The 18,687-nt window shown below is 61.8% G+C and carries 16 protein-coding genes, 1 pseudogene and 1 riboswitch; of the genes and pseudogenes, 8 read left to right on the forward strand and 9 right to left on the reverse strand.

All coding sequences use genetic code 11. From position 1 onward, the window contains the following. Window position 1: 1 nt before the first annotated feature. Genes RBB32_RS11470 through RBB32_RS11480 form a run of 3 tightly spaced genes read right to left on the reverse strand, consistent with a single transcriptional unit; the run spans window position 2 to window position 2,843 of the window. On the reverse strand, window positions 2-766 hold the full coding sequence (locus RBB32_RS11470) for an ABC transporter ATP-binding protein (protein ID WP_306152846.1): 765 nt from the start codon (window positions 764-766) through the stop codon (window positions 2-4). Next, on the reverse strand, window positions 763-1,824 hold the full coding sequence (locus RBB32_RS11475) for an iron ABC transporter permease (RefSeq protein ID WP_306152847.1): 1,062 nt from the start codon (window positions 1,822-1,824) through the stop codon (window positions 763-765). The genes RBB32_RS11470 and RBB32_RS11475 overlap by 4 nt, the downstream gene beginning before the upstream one ends. Beyond that, window positions 1,821-2,843, reverse strand: a complete 1,023-nt coding sequence (locus RBB32_RS11480; RefSeq protein ID WP_306152848.1) for an ABC transporter substrate-binding protein — start codon at window positions 2,841-2,843, stop codon at window positions 1,821-1,823. Before RBB32_RS11480 ends, RBB32_RS11475 begins: the two co-directional genes overlap by 4 nt. Before the next feature lie 151 nt (window positions 2,844-2,994). Then, window positions 2,995-3,204: riboswitch (cobalamin riboswitch) on the reverse strand. A 380-nt stretch (window positions 3,205-3,584) separates the two neighbouring features. Between RBB32_RS11480 and RBB32_RS11485 the strand changes: the two genes are divergently transcribed. From RBB32_RS11485 to RBB32_RS11515, 7 genes are all read left to right on the forward strand, one after another. Further along, window positions 3,585-3,806 carry a hypothetical protein gene (locus RBB32_RS11485; protein ID WP_306152849.1) on the forward strand — a complete coding sequence of 74 codons (222 nt, stop codon included), beginning with the start codon at window positions 3,585-3,587 and terminating at the stop codon, window positions 3,804-3,806. A 199-nt stretch (window positions 3,807-4,005) separates the two neighbouring features. Further along, on the forward strand, window positions 4,006-5,130 hold the full coding sequence (locus RBB32_RS11490) for a C4-dicarboxylate TRAP transporter substrate-binding protein (RefSeq protein WP_306152850.1): 1,125 nt from the start codon (window positions 4,006-4,008) through the stop codon (window positions 5,128-5,130). Between the two features lie 62 nt (window positions 5,131-5,192). After that, window positions 5,193-5,825, forward strand: a complete 633-nt coding sequence (locus RBB32_RS11495) for a TetR/AcrR family transcriptional regulator (protein WP_306152851.1) — start codon at window positions 5,193-5,195, stop codon at window positions 5,823-5,825. Then, window positions 5,822-6,352 carry a TRAP transporter small permease gene (locus RBB32_RS11500; protein WP_306152852.1) on the forward strand — a complete coding sequence of 177 codons (531 nt, stop codon included), beginning with the start codon at window positions 5,822-5,824 and terminating at the stop codon, window positions 6,350-6,352. Before RBB32_RS11495 ends, RBB32_RS11500 begins: the two co-directional genes overlap by 4 nt. Before the next feature lies 1 nt (window position 6,353). Then, window positions 6,354-7,664: a TRAP transporter large permease gene (locus tag RBB32_RS11505; protein WP_306152853.1), complete on the forward strand. Its 1,311-nt coding sequence runs from the start codon at window positions 6,354-6,356 to the stop codon at window positions 7,662-7,664. Window positions 7,665-7,683: 19 nt separating this feature from the next. Continuing rightward, window positions 7,684-8,328, forward strand: coding sequence for an isochorismatase family protein (locus RBB32_RS11510; RefSeq protein ID WP_306152854.1), 645 nt, complete (start codon window positions 7,684-7,686; stop codon window positions 8,326-8,328). A gap of 34 nt (window positions 8,329-8,362) precedes the next feature. Further along, complete coding sequence (locus RBB32_RS11515) at window positions 8,363-9,589, forward strand: amidohydrolase family protein (protein ID WP_306152855.1); 1,227 nt, start codon at window positions 8,363-8,365, stop codon at window positions 9,587-9,589. A gap of 197 nt (window positions 9,590-9,786) precedes the next feature. Here the strand turns inward: RBB32_RS11515 and RBB32_RS11520 are convergent. The 6 genes and pseudogenes from RBB32_RS11520 to RBB32_RS11545 all read right to left on the reverse strand — a co-directional run. Then, window positions 9,787-10,041, reverse strand: a pseudogene (locus RBB32_RS11520) (ATP-binding protein); the annotation flags it as partial. Between the two features lie 155 nt (window positions 10,042-10,196). Beyond that, complete coding sequence (locus RBB32_RS11525; protein ID WP_306152856.1) at window positions 10,197-11,270, reverse strand: BMP family ABC transporter substrate-binding protein; 1,074 nt, start codon at window positions 11,268-11,270, stop codon at window positions 10,197-10,199. Between the two features lie 49 nt (window positions 11,271-11,319). Then, on the reverse strand, window positions 11,320-12,240 hold the full coding sequence (locus RBB32_RS11530) for an ABC transporter permease (RefSeq protein ID WP_306152900.1): 921 nt from the start codon (window positions 12,238-12,240) through the stop codon (window positions 11,320-11,322). After that, window positions 12,240-13,322, reverse strand: a complete 1,083-nt coding sequence (locus RBB32_RS11535) for an ABC transporter permease (protein WP_306152857.1) — start codon at window positions 13,320-13,322, stop codon at window positions 12,240-12,242. Before RBB32_RS11535 ends, RBB32_RS11530 begins: the two co-directional genes overlap by 1 nt. Continuing rightward, the gene (locus RBB32_RS11540; RefSeq protein ID WP_306152858.1) at window positions 13,309-13,500 is read right to left on the reverse strand and encodes a hypothetical protein; all 192 of its coding nucleotides are present in this window, start codon (window positions 13,498-13,500) and stop codon (window positions 13,309-13,311) included. The genes RBB32_RS11535 and RBB32_RS11540 overlap by 14 nt, the downstream gene beginning before the upstream one ends. Next, a complete protein-coding gene (locus RBB32_RS11545; RefSeq protein ID WP_371931048.1) occupies window positions 13,493-15,049 on the reverse strand; it encodes an ABC transporter ATP-binding protein in 1,557 nt (518 codons plus the stop codon). Before RBB32_RS11545 ends, RBB32_RS11540 begins: the two co-directional genes overlap by 8 nt. Before the next feature lie 137 nt (window positions 15,050-15,186). Between RBB32_RS11545 and dnaE the strand changes: the two genes are divergently transcribed. Further along, entirely contained in the window at window positions 15,187-18,687 is a 3,501-nt protein-coding gene (gene dnaE, locus RBB32_RS11550) for a DNA polymerase III subunit alpha (protein WP_306152859.1), read from the forward strand.

Below are 18,687 nucleotides of genomic sequence, written 5' to 3' on the forward strand. Positions count from 1 at the left end.
ATCAGGTGGGTTTGTGGAAGCGCAGCACGCACGCGCCATCGGCCGGGTCGGTCAGGATACTGGCGCGGACGGCGAAGCTTTCGGCAAGGCGTTCGCAAGTCAGCACCTCTTCGGGTGGGCCGAGGGTGACGAGGCGGCCTCGCTGGAGGAGGGCCAGACGGTCGCATTCCATCGCCTGGTTGAGGTCGTGCAGGGCGACAATGCTGGTGACCGGCAGGCGCGCGACCAGTGACAGGATCGACAGCTGGTGGTGGATGTCGAGATGGTTGGTCGGCTCGTCCAGCAGCAGGATCTGCGGCTCTTGCGCAAGGGCGCGGGCGATATGGACACGCTGGCGTTCGCCGCCGGACAGCGTCGCCCACTGGCGGGCCTCGAAGCCTTGCATTTCGACCGCCGCAGTGGCGCGGGCAACGATTGTCTCGTCCGTGTCGGACCATGGCCGCAGTGCCGAAAGCCACGGGGTACGGCCCAGTTCGACCGCATCGCGCACGGTGATGCGGTCGCCGGTCTCGGCCTGCTGTTCGACGAAGGCGATGCGCTGCGCGATCTGTCGCTGCGGATAACTTGCGAGGTCGCGCCCGTCGAGCGTGAGGCGGCCGGCGGTGGGGGCGCGGATGCCTGCGAGCATTTTCAGCAGGGTGGACTTGCCCGAGCCGTTGGCACCGATCAGGCCGAGTGTTTCGCCCGGCTGCACGTCGAGGGTAATGTCCTGAACGATGGGCTGGCGGCGGACGGACCAGCCAAGGGATTGACAGCTCAGGCTCATCGGGTGGTCCTTCCGCGGATCAGGATGAGGGCGAAGGCGGGGGCGCCGACCAGCGCGGTGATCACGCCGATGGGCAGCACCTGCCCCGGGACGAGGATGCGCGAGATCACGTCGGAGATGATGAGAAAGACCGCACCGGCCAGCGCCGAAGCCGGGACCAGCCGCCCATGACGGACGCCGACGACGAAGCGCATGGCGTGGGGTATAACGAGGCCGACGAAACCTATGGACCCCACCATCGAGACCATCGCCGCCGTGACCAGTGCGGCGATGCCGATCAGGATAACCTGCACACGGCGCACGGCGACGCCAAGCGAGGCGGCGCTGTCGCTGCCAAAGGTAAAGGCGTCGAGCGCGCGGACATGCCAGAGGCAGGTCAGGACGGCCAGCGCGACGGCCGGGATGGCGACGACGACGTCATCCCAGCGGACGCCCGAGAGGTTGCCCATCAGCCAGAACATGATGCCGCGGGCCTGTTCGGCATTGGCGGACTTGGCGACAATGAAGGCAGTGAGCGCGTTGAAGAGCTGCGAACCGGCGATACCGGCCAGCACGATGACGCCCGCCGCGCGCATGCCTGTGCCGCCGCCGGCGGCGTGGGCCAGGGCGGCGACCATCACGAAGGCCAGTGCCGCGCCCGCGAAGGCCCCGGCGGAGAGCGTGACAGCGCCGGCACCCACACCTGCCACGGTGACCGCGACCGCCCCTGTAGAGGCGCCGGCGGAGATGCCCAGAAGGTAGGGATCGGCCAGCGCGTTGCGCAGCAGCGCCTGAAGCACGACGCCCGAAAGCGCCAGCCCCGCGCCGCAGCAGGCCGCCACCACGGCACGGCTGAGTCGGTATTCCCAGATGATTCCGGCGTCGATCCTGTCCACCGGGTAGCCAAGGCCCAGCAGCTTGTTGCCCAGCACCTGCAGCACGGTTGAGACAGGGATGGCGGTTTCGCCGATGGCGGCCCCGACGATCAGCGCGACGAAGAGCACCGGGGGCGTGATCCACCCCCAGTGCCAGCCTGCGTGCAGGGTCCGGTGACGGCTGGCCGGTACAACCTTGGTCATTGCCCGAAGTCGAACCCGGCCAAGGCCTCGGCCACGGTTTCGAGACCGAAGATCGTGCGCATGGTGGCGCTCATGGCGTGGGCGTCCATAATCACGATCCGGCCTTCGCGGACCGCCGTCATCTGACTGGCGACCGGGTCGGTCCTGAGAAACTCCATCTTCTTGTCGATGTCGTCGGCGGGGAAGCGGCGGCGGTCCATCTCGGCGATGACCAGGACGGTGGGATCGGCGCGGGCGATGGTTTCCCAGCCCACGGTGGGCCATTCCTCGTCCGACTGGATCACGTTCTCGATCCCGAGCTTGTCCATCATGTAGCCCGGCGCGCCTTTCTGGCCGGCGACGTAGGGGTCGATCTCAAGATCGGCGGAGGAAAACCAGAACGCGGCCGATATACCCTCAGGCAGGTCAAGCGACCTGGCCAGCTCGATCGCGGCGGCTTCGCGGTCCTGAAGCTCCGTCACAAGCCCTTCGCCCGCGGCCTGCACGTCGTAGATTTCGGCGAGTTCGCGTATGCCCTTGTAGACGGAATCGGTCGAGAAGGCCGATGTGCGGGTGCCGTCGCCGCCGGTGGTGTTGTCCTTGGTGTCGCAGTCGGCGGGCATGATGTAGGTGGGAATGCCAAGGTCGTGGAACTGCTCACGCGTGGCAACGATACCGGAGGAGCCGACGTGCCATTCATATTGCACGGCGACGAGACCCGGCTTCTTGTTGGCGATGCTTTCAAAGCTCGGGTCGTTGTCGGCCAAGCGTTCGATCTTGGCGTTGACCTCGGCGTATTCGGGCAGGACCGGGTTGAACCAGACCGAAGTGCCGGTGACGCGGTCGGCAAGGCCAAGCGAATAGAGGGTTTCGGTGGCCGACTGGCCCACCGTCACGGTCGTTTGCGGGGCGGCGTCAAAGGTGATGGGCTGGCCGCAATTCTCTATGGTGAGCGGGTAGCTGGTGGATTGCGCATGGGCGGCCGACACGGCAAAGCCCAGACTTGCGGCGACGATGGCCGCGGAACGGAAGTGTTTCATCATGATCTCCGGATTGTTGAAATCCGGGCAATCGGGCTGACAGGTGAGGTGCGTTTGCAGAGCGACAGAATACACGTGGCAACGCGAAATGCACGCGGCTGGCGGTTCGGGCGATCCATCGGCAGTCCTTCCCCCGGGCAACCCCGCCCGGTGTTACGGTTGACATGCCGGCAGGTCTCCTGACTTGCGGGTCATCGCTTCGCCGGGTCTTCCCGTCACGCTCTGGCGCAACAGTGACGTCATCCGGCGTCGCTCTCCGCTTACAGTTGCGGGGGCAGTCACGGTCTCGGTGCCTGATGGCTACGCCTCACCGTGTTCCCTTTTCATTTCCTCTCGGAAAACCGACGGTGCAAATCAACACGGAAAGCGACCGCCGGTCAACTTGATTTGGCCGGGGGTAGATCAAAAAGTGGAAACGAAAGAGGCTGACCACCCGGCCCGGCTTATGCGAGTTGAATCGCACCCGACGATAGAACGCGGTCATTCCGACGCGGCACCGGCGGCGATGATAGAACGGACCTTCGCTGAAAGGTATTCGTATGTCCGTTTCGGGCCGAGCGTGTCGGTGCGGCCGTAGCGCGCCGCCTCGATACAGATGGATGAAACGTGTCTCTTGGAATGCGGACCCCCACGCAGCCCGACTGGGGCACCGACGCGCGCTGTCATCTGTTTCAAGACGATGCCGAGGCATGTTTGGAAGAGGCGTGGGGGCTGAGGCCGCGGCGGCCTTTGGGCAGATTGATGCCCGGCACGATCATTGAGGCCACGGACGGTCAGATCGACGAGTTGATGGCCGTAAACCTCAAGACGCCGCGCTGGATGGCCAAGGCCGCTTGGGGCAAGGGTGTTCGCGCTAGGACGATCTGTCCGAGGCTGGTCAACATTGAAATGGCGCACGCGATTTCGCGATTCCGTATGGCCAGACGAGCGACCGGGCTGCCATCGCCAAGGCCGTCGCGCTGATCCTCGACATGCCCGACAATTCAAACGTTGCTGAATTTCACGTCAGTTGCGTGCAAGAAGAATTTTTAGGCAGCAGCGTGAAAAGGTGGCGTACATGATCCAAATTAAAAACAAACAGACTTGACTGTTTGTTATGTGATTGTCAGCCTGTGTCACATAAGAATCGATAAAAAACCAACGACCAACCAGGGAGATACACATGTTGAAGAAGTTCCTTACCGGCGGCGCGGCCGCCGCGCTCTTGGCCGGAGGCGCCATGGCGGAAACCACGTTCACCGCCAATTCCTTCTACGCTGCCGAGCATCCGCATTCCAAATACGGCTATATCGAGTGGGCCGAGATGGTCGAGGAGATGTCGGACGGCGAGCTCAAGCCAGATGTCTATACAGGCACGGTTCTGCTGGCGCCGCGCGCCAACCTTCAGGGGATTCGCGACAATGTCGTGCAGGTGGCGCATCACGCTGCTGTCTACACGCCATCCGAAATGCCGGTGGCCAACACCGTGCAGGAGCTTGGCTTCAACTACTCCGACCCGCTGGTGATGATTTTTGCCTCGACGGATTTCAGCATGAACAATGAAACCCAGCTGGCAGAGTGGGCCGACAAGGGCGTGGTCTATCTTGGTTCCTACGCCACTCCGCCTTATATCCTATTTTGCCGCGAGCCGGTGCGCACGCTGGAAGAATTCAAAGGCAAGCGCATCCGCACCGCCGGATCCAGCGTGTCGCAATGGGTCGAAAAAGCGGGCGGTATCCCCGTCAACGTGCCGTCGTCCGAAATGTATACCGGCCTTGAGCGTGGTACGCTGGATTGCGCGTCGAACGCCGCTAACGATCTGATTGACCGTTCGCTCTGGGAAGTGTCCGAACACACGACGATGCTGTCGACCGGCATGTACTGGACCGGACCGCAATGGGGCTTCAACCCCGAGTTCTGGTCGGGGCTGACTACCGAGCAGCGCGAGATCCTGATGCAGGCCACGGCCCGGGCCATGTCGCGCATGATCGTCCAATACGTGGGCAGCGCCGAGGAAAAACTCGCGCTGGCAAAAGAAAAGGGCAACAATGTCTATGAGCCGGGCGAGGACCTGTTGGCTTCTGCCGAAAAGTACCGCGCGAATTCGGTCGAGACGGCGTACAAGACCGCTGAAGAGACCTACGGGCTGAGCAACGGCAAGGAGGTCATCGACGACTTCATCGCCACGCATGAGAAGTGGGAAGGTCTTCTGGCGGATGTAGACCGTACCGACGAGGACGCACTGACCGAGCTCGTAATGCAGGAAATCTACGGAAAGATCGACGCATCGACCTACGGCATGCGGTAAAGATGATCTCAAGGGGGCGCGGATGACCCGGGCCCCCGTCATCTGTCGAAAGGACGACGATCATGCTGGAACGCAAGCGGCGCACACAGGCGCAACGCACTTTGGAGACGACATCGAGCCTGCTTGAAGCAACGCTATCGTGCATCAAGGACAAGGGCCTCATGAACACCTCGACGACGGAGGTGGCGCAACGGGCCAACGTGTCGCGCGGGGCGCTATTGCACCATTTCCCGACCAAGGAACTGCTGATGGCCGAGTCATTGCGGTCGCTACTCATGCGTGAGGCGGACGAGGCGGAACGCAAGGCTCGCTCGGTGGTCGAGGAGAGCCTGACCATCGACCAATTCATCGATTTCGTCTGGGAGCGATTTTCGGGTGATCTTTACATGGTGTCCATGGAATTCGTGAATGCCGCGCGGACCGACCAGAAGATCAAGGAGGCGCTTGTGCCCGTCGCGCAGGAATTCAACGACGCCTATCTGCGTATCTGGGAAAGCATCGCCGGGCGCTCTCTCGACCCTGCAACTCAACGCCACCAGAAGATCGAGATCACCGCGATCATGTGCCTGGCACGCGGCATGGCTACGCAAACGATCTGGCGGGATGAGCCGGACCTCTTTCGCGAGACCATCGATTACTGGAAAGAGCTTTTGAAACTGTCGCAGGGTGTCGCGGCCGGAAAAGGTGCCTCATGACGGCCTCTGCCGATCCTCAGAACGATCCGGACGATACGCTGCTTGACCGCGCAATTCTCGGACTGAACCGGGGGTTCGTGTTGTTGGCCACCATCGCGATGGTGCTGATGATGCTGCATGTCACCGCCGAGGTGGTGGCGCGAGCGACCGGCTGGGTGACGCTGATCGGGACGCTCGAGATCGTGTCCTATTACTACATGATCCTGCTTGTGATGCTGCCCATGGGCTTTGTCGAACTGAAGCACGAACATATCCGCGTCGATCTTTTCGTGCAGATGATGCCCGCCTGGCTGCAATTCGTTCTTTACCTGCTGAGCTGCGTCATGTGCATCGTCTTCTTCGCCATGATGTTCCGGCAGAGCTTTCTCGATGCGTGGAATTCCATGCAGCGCAAGGAAACGATCATGTCGAATTTCATCTTCTACATCTGGCCGAGCCGCTGGGCGCTGCCGATCGGGTTCTTTGGCCTGCTGCTCGCCTCGGGGTGCAACCTGCTGAAAGCCTTCCGCCACAGAAAGGCGCTTTGACATGGATAATACGACCATTGGAGTGATCGCCGTCGGTATCACGCTGCTGCTGATCGCGTTGCGTTTTCCGATTGGCGTCGTGCTGGGGTTGGTGTCCATATTGGGCATCGCGGAGCTGACGAACATGAGAATCGCGTGGGGCGTTGTGTCGGCGACCCCATTCGACTTCATCGGTCAGTGGGAACTGACCGCTGCGCCGATGTTCCTTTTCATGGGTTATCTCGCGACGGAAGGGAAGCTGACCAGCGGGCTTTTCGGCGCACTGCGCCTGTTCTTGGCGCGGCTGCCGGGCGGGCTTGCGATTTCAAGCGTGGGGGCGTGCACCTTCTTTGCCGCCGCGTCCGGGTCCAGCGTGGCGACCGCAGCGGCGATGTCGCGCATCGCCGTGCCCGAGATGCTGAAGAACGGCTACGATAAGGGGCTGGCGACCGGCACCATCGCGGCGTCGGGTACACTAGGGTCCCTCATTCCACCCAGTGTCTTGCTTATTCTTTACGGTGTTTATGCGCAGGTATCGGTGGGGCAGCTTTTCATGGCCGGCTTCATTCCGGGCCTCGTATCGGCGTTACTTTACGCGATGATGATCATGGTGCGGGTCAAGGCCAATCCGGCGCTGGCCGGCGATGTGAAGGTTGATGCGACGCGCGCGGACAAGATTGCGGCACTAAAGGAGATCTGGCCGCTACCGACGCTTATCTTGCTGGTGCTTGGCGGTATCTTTACTGGCTATTTCTCGCCCACCGAGGCTGGCGCGCTCGGCGCTTTCTTTGCGCTTTGCATCTCGTTGACGCGGCGCTCTCTCGACTGGCAGGGCTTCAAGACCGCGGCCGTCAACACGTTGCAAAGCACCGCGTCAATCTTCCTGATCCTTATCGGCTCGGTGCTCTTTACAAAGTTTCTTGCCATGTCTCGGCTGCCCACGGCATTCTCCGAGATGATCCTGTCGGTCAGCGACAGCCAGTGGTGGATTCTTTTCGCCGTGGCGTTGATCTACCTGCTTTTGGGAATGCTGATCGATTCCATCGGCCTGTTGTTGCTGACGCTGCCTCTTATCCTGCCGCTGGTGGATACGGCGGGGATCGACGCGATCTGGTTTGGTATCATCGTGATCAAGCTTCTGGAGGTGGGCCTTGTGACCCCCCCGATCGGGCTGAACGTCTATGTCATCAAGGGCGCCCTTGGGAATCTCGTGACGCTACCCGAAGTGTTTCGCGGCGTCAGCTGGTTCATCCTGATGGATTTCGTCGCGCTGCTGCTCATCATCCTCATCCCGGCTATGTCGCTCTGGCTGCCATCGCTTGTCTACAACTAAATCAACCGGAGGCCCCAACATGACATCCTTTTCCGATGCCGATTACGCAAAGCGTTCCTATGGCGAGTTGCCGGTTGGCTATGGCCAGCGTCCGGGCATTGTGGTGGTGGACTACCAGAAAGCATTTACCGATGATCGCTATCCGCTGGGAGGTGCGCCGCTGATCATGCGGGGACTGGAAAACACTGCGCGCTTGCTTGAGGTAGCGCGGCGCAACAACGTGCCTATTGCAAGCTGCTATACTGCCTACAAGGACGAGGGTGACATGCCTTACTGGAAAATCTCGGCGGTACGCGAGCAATTTCGGCACGAGCATCCTGGCTCCGAACTTGATCCGGCGATCTACGATCCGGACAATGACGTGAAAGTCTGCAAGACCGGCCCGTCGATCTTTTTCCAGACGCCCGTCGTGCCGTTCTTCATCCGCCGGCGTGTAGATACGGTGATTGTCACCGGATGCACCACGAGCGGTTGCATCCGTGCGTCAAGCATCGACAGCTTCCAATACGGTTTTCGCACCATCGTTCCCGAGGACTGCGTCGGGGACCATGAAGAGCAGCCCCATCTCGACAACCTTCGCGATATCTCGCGTCGCTATGTCGATCAGACCAGCTCGGACGAGGTCATCGCCTATCTTGACCGGGTCGGCCGCCTGAATTCGTAAGAAACGCCCTGCAAAAACGTAAGAAGGAAATCCCATGAGTATGCAGATCATCCGCAACGCCCGTATCATCGATGGCTCGCAGGACCGTCCCACCGACCCGGTGGATATCGTCATCGAAGACGGCTTGTTCAAGGAGGTAGCGGAGAACGTATCTGCGACCTGCGACGACGAGATCGACGCCAGCGGTCTGTATGTCTTGCCGGGCCTGATCGACTGCCACGTGCACGTCATTGCCACCACCGCCGACCTTGGTGCCAACGCGGCGCTGCCGAACTCTCTTCTGGCCTATCGCGCAATGGGGCTAATGAAGAACATGATCATGCGCGGTTTTACCACCGTGCGTGATCTGGGTGGCGCCGATATCGGCATTGTAGAGGCAATCGAGGAACGGCTGTTGGTCGCGCCGCGCCTCATGATCTGTGGCAAGGCTCTGTCTCAGACAGGCGGGCATACCGATTACCGTGGTCCCTACAACCCGCGCAATGTCGATTTTTATCGCGATCAGATCGGCGCCATGGGCCGGATCGTCGATGGCGTCGACGAGCTGCGCCGCGCCTGTCGTGAAGAGATCAAGGGAGGCGCGAAGTTCATCAAACTGATGGCCAATGGCGGCGTGTCCTCTCCCACCGACCCAATCGGTTTTCTGGGCTTTTCGGTGGCCGAGCTTGAGGCCGCGGTGGAAGAGGCCAGAAACGCCGAAACCTACGTGGCGGGCCATCTTTATACCGACGAGGCAATCAGCCGCGCGCTGGAGGCCGGGTTCTATTCCATTGAACACGCCAACCTGATCAAGCGCGAGACCGCCAAGCGCGTGGTCGAAAAGGGCGCCGTCGTGGTTCCGACGAATATCACCTACGAATTGCTCGGTACACGCGGCGCCGATTTTGGCCTGCCACCCGAGTCGGTGGCAAAGGTGGCCGATGTCCGAGATGCGGGGCTTGAGGCGCTTGGCCTTCTGCACGAGGAAGGGGTGACAATGGGCTACGGCTCTGACCTGCTGGGTGGGATGCAGCAATACCAGTCGGGCGAGTTCCCGCTGCGAGGCAGGTTCCTTCCGGCTCATGACGTGATTCGTTCGGCCACGCTGGACGCGGCCAAAGTGCTGCGTATGGAAGGCCAAGTCGGCACCATCGCGGAAGGTGCCTATGCCGATCTAATCATGATGGAGGGCAACCCACTCGACGATCTTTCCCTGCTCGACGGACAGGGTGAAAATATTTCGACCATTATCAAGGATGGCCAATTGGTTAAGCGTGCCTAATAGCGCTTGGTGGGCAGTATTTGATTGGCAGATCGGGTTGACCGAGCTGCCAATCACAATCAACCTGAGTTATCAATGAGCGTTCAAGACCGCCCCGTTTTCAACGTTTAAATTTGACCCACCCTATGTGGCGCAAAGCCCCCAAGCGGGCAGCTCTCATATAGTGAGTCCGTCTGGGGACTTTGTTTACGAAACGTTTATGTTTTTCTGCGCCGCTTGCTTTGTGCGAACCGGTAAGAGGTGTTGCCGCTTTCGATGATGGCACAGTGATGGGTTACGCGATCCAGAAGCACGGTTGTCATTTTGGCATCGCCGAAGACCGAGACCCACTCTCCTAACTCCAGATTGGTGGTTATGATGACACTGGTCTTCTCATAGAGCTCGCTGATCAGATGGAACAGCAATGCGCCGCCGAACTTTGGGAACGGGATGTAGCCCAATTCGTCCATTGCCCGGCAGGTTTGCGTTGCAAATCGCCTGCCGGTCAGTGGAAGATACGCGGGGTGGTAGTGCGCATGACGGCACACCCTACAGCGGGGTGGGCCTGTGGAACCCAACAAAAAGGCCCCGCGCGGGGCGGGGCCTTTGGTGCTCGGAGTGTTTCGAATCAGTTGGGGATCTCGCCGGAAATTCCTTCGACGTAGAAGTCCATGCCCAGAAGGGTGCCGTCGTCGGCCACTTCGCCCTCGGCCAGCCAATCGGAGCCGTCCTGTTTTTTCAGCGGGCCGGTAAAGGGGTGATACTCACCCTTGGCCATGGCCTCTTTCAGGGCCAGCGCCTCGGTCTTCACGTCGGCGGGCACGGCGTCGGTGATTTCACCGATGCCGACCATGCCGGGGCCGATGCCGTCCCATGTCTGTTCGCTTTCCCATGTTCCGTCCATGACCGCCTGGGTCCGTTCGATGTAGTAGGGGGCCCAGTTGTCGATGATGGAACTGACGCGCGGCAGGGGCGCGTATTCGCCCATATCCGAGGCTTGTCCGAAGGTGATGACGTCACCGGCCTTTTCCGCCGCGGCCTGCGGCGCAGTGGAGTCGGTGTGTTGCAAGATCACGTCGGCGCCCTGTTCGATAAGGGCGGTGGCGGCGTCGGCCTCTTTCGCGGGATCGAACCATGTGTAGGCCCAGATGATCTTGAACTCGACATCCGGGTTCACTTTCTTGGCATGGATATAGGCCGAGTTGATGCCCCGGATCACTTCGGGGATCGGGAAGGAGGCGATGTAGCCGATGATGTTGGACTCGGTCATTTTGCCGGCGATATGGCCCTGCACGGCGCGGCCTTCGTAGAAGCGGGCGCTGTAGGTCGAGACATTGGGCAGCGTTTTGAAGCCGGTGGCGTGTTCGAATTTCACGTCGGGGAACTTCTTGGCCACGGCGAGGGTGGGCTCCATGAAGCCAAAGGAGGTGGTGAAGATTAGGTCGGCACCGTTGAGGGCCATCTGGGTGATGGCGCGTTCGGCGTCTGCGCCTTCGGGGACGCTTTCCTGAAACACGGTTTCGACCTTGTCGCCAAAGTGCTCTTCAAGTGCGAGGCGGCCCTGCTCGTGTTCATAGGTCCAGCCGCCGTCGCCCACGGGGCCGACATAGATAAAGCCGACCTTGGTCGTGTCTTGGGCCATGGCCGAGGAGGCAAGGCCCAGCGCCACGGCGGCGGTGGCCAGTTTTTTCAGAAGGGTCATGTGGTTATTTCTCCCAGGTGGTTTTCAAGTGTTGCGGTTTCACGGGGCCTCATTGCGAGGCGTGGAAAATGCGGCCCAATGAGGCGGGCGCGCGGGGTTTGTCGGCCGACATGATGACCAGCACGAGAATGGTGATCAAGTAGGGCGACATCGACAGGTATTCGACCGGCAGGGCGCTTCCGGCGGCTTGCAGGTTGAGTTGCAGAACCGTGACCCCGCCGAAAAGCCACGCGCCCAGCAGGACGCGGCCCGCCTTCCAACTGGCAAAGACCACCAGCGCCAGCGCGATCCAGCCCGCGCCGGCGGTCATGCCTTCGGTCCATTGCGGCACGCGGATGAGGCTGATGTAGGCCCCGCCAAGCCCGGCGCAGGCCCCGCCGAAGAGGATGGCAAGGATACGTACGCGCACCACCTTGTAGCCCAGCGCGTGGGCGGCATCGTGGTTTTCACCCACCGCCCGCAGGATGAGGCCAGCGCGGGTGTATTTCAACATGCCCCAGACGGCGGCACAAAGCCCGAGGCCGAAATAGACCATGATGTCATGGCCGAAAAGGACCGGGCCAAGGCCGGGGATATCGCCAAGGAGCGGGATATCAAGCTTGCCCGTGGGCGGCGGTTTGATGCCTTGGTAGCCTTGGCCCAAAAGCGCGCTGAGCCCGAGGCCGAAGAGGGTAAGCGCAAGGCCCGAGGCCACTTGGTTGGCCAGGGCGATTTGCGTGAGGAAGGCAAAGAGCAGCGAAAGGCCCGCGCCGCCCAAGGCCGCGGCGATGAACCCCACAAGCGGGGAGCCGGTATTGACCGCCGCGGCAAACCCGCAGATCGCGCCGGTGATCATCATCCCCTCGACGCCAAGGTTCAGCACACCCGCGCGCTCGGCCACCAGTTCGCCAAGCGCGGCGATCAGGATGGGCGTGGCCGCCACCATGAGCGAGGCCAGCAGAAGGACGGGGTTGATCGAGCCAAGATCCATCATGCCACCTGTGCCGCTTTGAACCGGATGCGGTAGTTGGTCAGCAGGTCCACCGCCAAGAGCACGAAAAGCAGCATGCCCTGGAACATCTGGATTGCCGCCGAGGGCAGGCCGAGGTTGGATTGCGCGATCTCGCCGCCGATATAGGTGAGCGCCATTAAAAGACCCGCCAGCGCGATGCCCACCGGGTGCAACCGGCCAAGGAAGGCGACGATGATGGCGGTGAATCCATAGCCCACGTTGAAATCAATGCTGACTTGGCCGGCGGGGCCGGAGACTTCGAAAAGCCCGGCAAGCCCGGCCAAAGCGCCCGAGGTGCCAAGGCAGAAGAGAATGAGGCGAGGGGGCGATACGCCTGCGAAACGCGCAGCGCGCGGGGCCTGACCCGTCAGGCGGATTTGGTAACCAAGGATGTGGCGGCCCAGAAGGATATAAGCAAAGATCACGGCGATCAGGGCCGCGACCACGCCCCAATGCATGCCGGTACCACCGAGGATTTCGGCGTTATGGGCTGCCGGATATTCCTGAAAATTGCGACTGCCGGGGAAGCCGTAGCCATCGGGGTTTTTCAACGGCCCAAGCGCCATGGCGGCCAGAAGTTGCTCGGCCACATAAACCAGCATGAGCGAGACAAGGATTTCATTGGTGCCGAATTGCACCCGCAAAAGCGCCGGGATCATTGCCCAAAGCCAGCCGCCCAAGGCCCCCACCATGACCATCAACGGAAAGATGTACCATGCGTCCAGCGGATAGAAGGCCAGCCCCACGGCGGCGCCGGTGAGCGCGCCGATGATATATTGCCCCTCGGCCCCGATGTTCCAGATGCCCGCCTTGAAACCCAAGGCAAGGCCGATGGCGATCAGCACCAAGGGGGCGCCTTTGACCAGAAGCTGCGGGCGATAGTAAAAGGCGTGCTCGCCAAAGAGCGGTTGCCAGAAGATCGTGGCGATCGCTTCGACCGGATCCTTGCCAAGCGCGGCGAACAGCGCGCCGCCCAGTAGCATGGTCAGCACCACCGCCAGAAGCGGCGCGGCCCATGTCCAGAGGCGCGAGGGCTGGGGGCGTTTTTCAAGCTTCAGCATCGGTGCGCCTTATTGGTGTGACTTGGGGGCTCTGCCCCCGACGTTGAAACCCTGCGGCTTTCAACGCCTCCCCCGGGATATTTGGAAAAAGAAGAAAGGGCATCGGTGCGCCGGCTTTCTTCTTTTTGAAAATATCCCCGCCGGAGGCATGCAATCTTTGTTGGACGTGATCAGCCATGCGCCACCTCCATACCATGGGCGCCACCCATCATCAGGCCGATCTCTTCGAGGCTCAGCCCGTGCGTGGGCAGGGCGGCGGAGAGGCGACCCTCGTTTAAGGCGGCGAAACGGTCGGAGATTTCCATGAGTTCATCGAGGTCCTGGCTGATGCAGAGGATCGCGCTGCCATGCGCGGCAAGGTCCAGCAGGGCTTGGCGAATCGCGGCGGCGGCGGCGGCATCGACGCCCCATGTGGGTTGGTTGACGACCAGGACCTCGGGGCGTTGCAGCACCTCGCGCCCGATGACGAATTTTTGTAGGTTGCCGCCTGACAGGGCGCGCGCCGCCGTGTCCGCCCCCGGTGTGCGCACGTCGAAGCGGTCGATCACGCGGGTGGCGAAGGCGCGGGCGGCGCGCCAGCGGATGAACCCGCGGGTCAGCAGGTTTTCGCGGTCGGCCCCGGTAAGCAGGGCGTTTTCGGTCAGGCTCATGTCCGGGGCGGCGGCGTGGCCCAACCGTTCCTCGGGCGCGGTCAGAAGGCCCATGCGGCGGCGGGCGGTTGGGCCAAGCCGCCCGATGGGCCGTTCGCGCAGGGCGATGGAACGCGCGGGGCTACGCGCCTCCCCCGAAAGCGCGGCCAGCAGCTCATCCTGCCCGTTTCCCGCGACCCCGCCGATGCCGAGGATTTCGCCCTCGCGCAGGGAAAGGTGGATATTGCGCAGCGGTGTGCCGAAGGCCGAGGGCGCGGGCAGCGAAAGGCCGGTGACATCAAGGGCCACGGCCCCGGCCGTGCGGGTTTCGCGGGTGGGGGCCTCGAAGCTGCTGCCGACCATCATTTGCGCCATGTCGCGGGCCGAGGTGTCGCGCGGGATACAGGTGCCCACGTTGCGCCCCTGGCGCAGGATCGTGGCGCGGTCACAGAGCGCGCGGATTTCCTCGAGCTTGTGCGATATATAGAGGATCGCCACCCCTTCGGCGGTGAGTTTGCGCAGGGTCTCGAAAAGGATATCCACCTCTTGCGGTGTCAGTACCGAGGTCGGTTCATCCATGATCAGAAGCTGCGGGTCTTGCAGCAGGCAGCGGATGATCTCCACCCGTTGCCTTTCGCCGGCCGAAAGATCTCCCACCATGCGGTGCGGATCGAGCGGCAGGCCATATGTTTCCGACACCCGGCGGATTTGCCCGGCCAGATCGCGCAGGCGGGGCGGGTTTTCCATGCCGAGGGCCACGTTTTCCGCCACGCTGAGTGCGTCGAAAAGCGAGAAGTGTTGAAAGACCATGGCCACGCCCGCAGCCCGCGCCGCACGTGGCTCGGGCGGGGTGAAGGCTTTGTCGTGCAGCTCCATCCGGCCGCTGTCGGGTTTGACGAGGCCGTAGATCATCTTGACCAGCGTGGATTTGCCCGCGCCGTTTTCGCCCAGCAGGGCGTGCACTTCGCCCGGGGCTATGTCGAAAGACACGTCATCGTTCGCCACGACCCCGGGATAGGCCTTGGTCAGTCCCGAGATGGTAAGCAAGCTGGTGGTCACGCGGCGATATTCCGATGGTGGCTTGATCAGGGTTGTCATTGACTAGCGCAGGGGCGGGCGCGGGGGCAATGGGGCTGTGACGCTTTTCTGCGCGGCATGGCCGCATTTGCCCGGTTTTTCGGCAGGGCGGCCTTTGCCCTCTTTTGCCCATGCGCGGGGCGGGATAGGATCGGTGCATGAGCCAAGATCCCCGATTCATTCATCTTCGTGTCCATACCGAATATTCCCTTCTGGAAGGGGCGGTGCGGTTGAAAAAGCTGCCGGGCCTTTGTGCCGATGCGGGCATGCCCGCCGTTGCCGTGACCGACAGCAACAATATGTTTGCCGCCCTAGAGTTTTCGGTGACCGCCCAGGGCGCGGGCGTGCAGCCGATCATGGGCTGCCAGGTGGATGTGGAGTATGTGCAGGTCCAACCGGGCGAGCGGCCAAAGCCCCCCGCGCCGGTGGTTCTGCTGGCCCAGAACGAGGAAGGCTATGAGCACCTGATGAAGCTCAACTCCTGCCTGTACCTGCGCGGCGACGGCCAGTTGGCCCATGTCACGATCGAGGAGTTGGAACGCTATGCCGGGTCAGTCATTTGCCTGACGGGTGGGCCGGACGGGCCGGTTGGGCGGCTGTTGCAGGCAGGCCAACGGCCTGCGGCGCAGGCCTTGATGGAGCGGCTGAAGGCGGCTTTCGGCGATAGGCTTTACGTGGAATTGCAGCGCCACCCCGGCGAGGAGGGCGCACCCGAGGCCGAGCGTCTGACCGAGCGGGGCTTTGTCGAGATGGCCTATGCCATGGACCTGCCGATTGTGGCCACTAATGACGTCTATTTTCCACAAGAAAAGATGTACGAGGCGCATGACGCGATGATCTGTGTGGCCGAGGGGGCCTATGTGGATCAGTCCGCCCCGCGCCGCCGATTGACCCCGCAGCACTATTTCAAGACCCCGGGCGAGATGGTCACCCTGTTTGCCGATCTGCCCGAGGCCGTTGAAAACACGGTGGAGATTGCCAAACGTTGTGCCTTTGGCACCTATCGGCGTGATCCGATCCTGCCCAGGTTCGCCGATGACGAGGTTGAGGAATTGCGCCGTCAGGCCAAGGAGGGGCTTGAGGCGCGTCTGGCGGTGATCCCGCATGCGACCAGCGTCGAGGACTATCACAAGCGGCTGGATTTCGAGCTGGATATTATCGAGGGTATGGGGTTCCCGGGCTATTTCCTGATCGTTGCGGACTTTATCAAATGGGCCAAGGAACAGGATATCCCGGTGGGGCCGGGGCGGGGCTCGGGCGCGGGTAGCCTTGTGGCCTATGCCCTGACGATCACCGACCTTGACCCGCTGCGCTATTCATTGCTGTTCGAACGGTTCCTGAACCCCGAACGGGTCAGCATGCCCGACTTCGATATCGACTTTTGCATGGATCGCCGCGAGGAGGTGATTCATTACGTTCAGGAAAAATACGGTCGCGACAAGGTGGGGCAGATCATCACCTTTGGTGCGCTGCTGTCCAAGGCCGCGGTGCGCGACATTGGCCGGGTCTTGCAAATGCCTTACGGGCAGGTGGACCGCCTGTCGAAGATGATCCCGGTGGAGGGCGTCAAGCCGATCTCGATTGAAAAGGCCCTCAAGGACGAGCCGCGCCTGAGCGAGGAGGCGCGCAACGAGGAGGTGGTGGACCGCCTGTTGAAATACGGCATGCAGGTGGAGGGTTTGTTGCGCAATGCCTCGACCCACGCCGCCGGGGTCGTGATCGGCGACAGGCCATTGGACGAGCTGGTGCCTTTGTACCAGGACCCGCGCTCGGACATGCCTGCCACGCAGTTCAACATGAAATGGGTGGAACAAGCGGGGCTTGTGAAATTCGACTTTCTGGGCCTGAAAACCCTGACGGTCATTCAAAATGCCATCGAACAGATCCACGCCGAGGGGCGTGATCTGCATATCGCGCAAGACGGCAGCACGATTTACGAGCCCTTCGAGGGGGCAGAGAACGACATCGGGCAAATCCCGCTGGACGACGCAAAGACCTATGAGCTTTACGCCCGAGCCAAGACGGTGGCGGTGTTCCAGGTGGAAAGCTCGGGCATGATGGATGCCCTCAAACGCATGAAGCCCACCTGCATCGAGGATATCGTCGCCCTCGTGGCGCTTTACCGGCCAGGCCCGATGGAAAACATTCCCAAGTATTGCGAGGTCAAGAACGAGCTTAGCGACCGCGACTACCTGCATCCTTCGGTCGATCACATCCTCGACGAGACACAGGGCATCATCGTCTACCAGGAACAGGTGATGCAGATCGCGCAGGAAATGGCGGGATATACACTGGGCGGCGCGGACCTGTTGCGCCGGGCCATGGGGAAGAAGATCCAGGAGGCGATGGACGCCGAACGCCCGAAATTCATCGAGGGCGCCAAGGCAAACGGGGTGGACGACGACAAAGCGCTCGAAGTCTGGAACCTGCTGGATAAATTTGCCAACTACGGCTTCAACAAATCCCACGCGGCGGCCTATGCGGTGGTGTCGTATCAAACCGCGTGGCTCAAGGCCAATCACCCGGTGGAATTCATGGCCGGGGTGATGAACTGCGATATTCACCTGACCGACAAGCTGGCCGTTTATTTCGAAGAGGTGAAGAAGGGGCTGAAGCTGCCCTATGCGCCGCCCTGCGTGAACCGCTCGGAGGCGGTGTTCAAGGTGCGGCAGGGCGTGTTGCACTATGCGCTGGGCGCTTTGAAGAATGTGGGCGTCGAGGCGATGCGCCTGATCGTGGAGGGGCGCGGCGAGAAACCCTTTGCCACGCTTTACGATTTTGCCCGCCGGGTGGACCTGAAGAAGATCGGCAAGCGGCCACTGGAGATGCTGGCCCGCGCCGGGGGCTTTGACGAACTGGATACCAACCGCCGGAGGGTCTTCGACAGCATCGAGGCGCTGATGAACTACTCGGCGGCGATTCACGAACAGAAAAACTCCAACCAGGTGTCGCTTTTCGGTGAGGCGGGCGACGACCTGCCCGAACCGCGCCTGAGCCCGGTGCAGGACTGGCTGCCCGCCGAGCGCCTGACCGAGGAATTCAAGGCGGTGGGCTTTTACCTGTCGGGCCATCCGCTGGACGACTACATGGGCGCGCTCAAGCGCCAAAAGGTCAAGACGCTGGACGAGGTCACTGCGGAGGCCGGGCAAAAGGGCGCCGTGCTGGTCAAGATGGCGGGGGTCGTCGCCGCCCGGCAAGAGCGGAAATCGGCGCGTGGCAACCGTTTTGCCTTCGTGCAGCTTTCCGATACCACGGGGGGCTATGAAATCACGCTGTTTTCCGAAACCTTGGAAAAATCGCGCGAATTTCTGGAGACCGGCGCGCAGGTGGTGGTGACCGCCGAGGCGACGATGGAAAGCGATCAGTTAAAGCTTTTGGGCCGGTCGGTCTCGCCCATTGATGGGGTGGTCGCCGATGCAGGCGCCATGGGCCTGCGCATTTTCGTGGACACGGAAAACGCCATCGCCTCGGTCGCGCAGCTTTTGCAGAACGCCCAAAACGCCGCCAAGGGCGCGCGCGGCCCGGTGCAGTTCTGCCTGATGGCGCAGGGGCTGCCCGGCGAGGTCGAGATCGACGCGGGGGACGAGTTTCCCGTCAACCCGCAGATCAAGGGCGCGATCAAAAGCCTGACCGGGGTGGTCACGGTCGAGGAGTTCTAG

Origin of the sequence: Roseovarius sp. MMSF_3281 (genome assembly GCF_030733685.1) — a bacterium.
In the GTDB taxonomy this organism is placed as follows: Bacteria; Pseudomonadota; Alphaproteobacteria; order Rhodobacterales; family Rhodobacteraceae; genus Roseovarius.

Excerpts from the sequence above, each read along its gene's own strand:
- RBB32_RS11470 (WP_306152846.1), bottom strand. The coding sequence starts at position 766 with ATGAGCCTGAGCTGTCAATCCCTTGGCTGGTCCGTCCGCCGCCAGCCC.
- RBB32_RS11475 (WP_306152847.1), bottom strand. The coding sequence starts at position 1,824 with ATGACCAAGGTTGTACCGGCCAGCCGTCACCGGACCCTGCACGCAGGC.
- RBB32_RS11480 (WP_306152848.1), bottom strand. The coding sequence starts at position 2,843 with ATGAAACACTTCCGTTCCGCGGCCATCGTCGCCGCAAGTCTGGGCTTT.
- RBB32_RS11485 (WP_306152849.1), top strand. The coding sequence starts at position 3,585 with ATGCCCGGCACGATCATTGAGGCCACGGACGGTCAGATCGACGAGTTG.
- RBB32_RS11490 (WP_306152850.1), top strand. The coding sequence starts at position 4,006 with ATGTTGAAGAAGTTCCTTACCGGCGGCGCGGCCGCCGCGCTCTTGGCC.
- RBB32_RS11495 (WP_306152851.1), top strand. The coding sequence starts at position 5,193 with ATGCTGGAACGCAAGCGGCGCACACAGGCGCAACGCACTTTGGAGACG.
- RBB32_RS11500 (WP_306152852.1), top strand. The coding sequence starts at position 5,822 with ATGACGGCCTCTGCCGATCCTCAGAACGATCCGGACGATACGCTGCTT.
- RBB32_RS11505 (WP_306152853.1), top strand. The coding sequence starts at position 6,354 with ATGGATAATACGACCATTGGAGTGATCGCCGTCGGTATCACGCTGCTG.
- RBB32_RS11510 (WP_306152854.1), top strand. The coding sequence starts at position 7,684 with ATGACATCCTTTTCCGATGCCGATTACGCAAAGCGTTCCTATGGCGAG.
- RBB32_RS11515 (WP_306152855.1), top strand. The coding sequence starts at position 8,363 with ATGAGTATGCAGATCATCCGCAACGCCCGTATCATCGATGGCTCGCAG.
- RBB32_RS11525 (WP_306152856.1), bottom strand. The coding sequence starts at position 11,270 with ATGACCCTTCTGAAAAAACTGGCCACCGCCGCCGTGGCGCTGGGCCTT.
- RBB32_RS11530 (WP_306152900.1), bottom strand. The coding sequence starts at position 12,240 with ATGGATCTTGGCTCGATCAACCCCGTCCTTCTGCTGGCCTCGCTCATG.
- RBB32_RS11535 (WP_306152857.1), bottom strand. The coding sequence starts at position 13,322 with ATGCTGAAGCTTGAAAAACGCCCCCAGCCCTCGCGCCTCTGGACATGG.
- RBB32_RS11540 (WP_306152858.1), bottom strand. The coding sequence starts at position 13,500 with ATGGCTGATCACGTCCAACAAAGATTGCATGCCTCCGGCGGGGATATT.
- RBB32_RS11545 (WP_371931048.1), bottom strand. The coding sequence starts at position 15,049 with ATGACAACCCTGATCAAGCCACCATCGGAATATCGCCGCGTGACCACC.
- dnaE (WP_306152859.1), top strand. The coding sequence starts at position 15,187 with ATGAGCCAAGATCCCCGATTCATTCATCTTCGTGTCCATACCGAATAT.